The sequence below is a fragment of the Acinetobacter sp. YH16044 genome, from assembly GCF_013417145.1.
Classification (GTDB): domain Bacteria; phylum Pseudomonadota; class Gammaproteobacteria; order Pseudomonadales; family Moraxellaceae; genus Acinetobacter; species Acinetobacter amyesii.
Genome location: NZ_VPEK01000153.1, coordinates 1 through 1,254, shown reverse-complemented (window position 1 = coordinate 1,254; position 1,254 = coordinate 1). Strand labels below are relative to the sequence as shown.

The 1,254-nt window shown below is 33.7% G+C and carries 2 protein-coding genes; one reads left to right on the top strand and one right to left on the bottom strand.

Translation table 11 applies throughout. The annotated features are described in order from the left end of the window. Window positions 1–681: hypothetical protein (locus FTV38_RS17655; RefSeq protein ID WP_180023061.1), on the bottom strand; the 681-nt coding region annotated here is incomplete at its 3' end. Between the two features lie 92 nt (window positions 682–773). On the opposite strand from FTV38_RS17655, the gene FTV38_RS17650 reads away from it, so the two are divergent. After that, window positions 774–1,254 (top strand): type IV secretion protein Rhs (locus tag FTV38_RS17650; protein ID WP_180023060.1); only part of this gene is annotated, 481 nt, incomplete at its 3' end.

Sequence of the window (1,254 nt, the reverse complement as noted above, 5' to 3'; positions counted from 1 at the left end):
CGATGAAATTTCTTTGAATTCTAGTGCTGTCTTTTGGGTGTTGGGAATATGGCCAAACACATATTCATCCTTCGTCTGAAAAAAGAAATCAAAGCTTTGGCTCATGAATGGATCTTGTTGACTTTGTTTTTGGTAAATGGGAGCCAGACGATTGAGATAGTAATTCATCCAATCTACTTTGTTATTAAAGGTCGCATAGTCTTTTAGATCAGTATAGAGGTTCTTTAAGTCGCTAGAAATAGCTTCAATAATGGGGTGAAACATCCATACTGTAATATTCATTGGCTGTAGTGGGCTAAGCTCATAGGGCTGTGATGGTTCAAAGCGTTGTATCGTATAAAGTTGTGCACCATGCTCAGTGTAACGAGAACAGAGTAATTTCGTGTTCTCGACTTGAAAGTAGTCAGTCCCTACTTTGAGTTCTCTTATCTGTCTAGAAATATCGAGGCATTGGGGGAGTTTAGCAATGTTTGAATGCGCTAATCTTTTAAAAAATTCTATCGATCTTGTCACCACATAGCTTTCACCTGTCCCTGTAATAATGCCTTGATCCCATGGATGAATTTTTGTGGTTTTTTTAGGATCGAATTGAGCATCACCTGTTTCTGTTAAAACAACTTGCTTATTGTCTGTAGTGACAATGATGCTATCATTCAGTTGAATAGCGATGATGAATGTCATGCTTTGGTTAAAAATCATTGAATTATTAATCATTTATATTACGCTAAATTCAGGCTCAATTTTTTATAAATTTATAAGAAATAGGTAAATCTATGGCTGGTGGATCTCAGATCATCATTAATAAAGATGGGATAACTATTATTACCCCGACAAAGTTTGAGGCTAAAGCAGGGCAGCATTTATTTAAACAAGGAAGTAAAGTCAACTTTTCGTTACCTGAAATGCCAAATGTTGTGCTTCCATATAGTAATAAATTAGATGTATACAATTTATTTAAAACTGATGAACTAAATAATATTAGCGACTTAAAATATTCAGTCGTTAGAGAAAATGGACAGTTCCAAAAAGGAAATCTTGATGAATATGGAAGAACAGAACGGATAAAATCAAATCAATCGGAAAAAGTAAAAATTTTAGTTGGTGGCGATGAATGGCATTACTATATAAATACTTTTTCAGGAACGATGGATGATGAGATTTTAATTAAGTTTGTTGATCTCATTGGTGAACCTATTGCAAATTTAGAGTTCAAACTAAGTGATGAAAATAACAAGACTATTTTAATAAATAGAA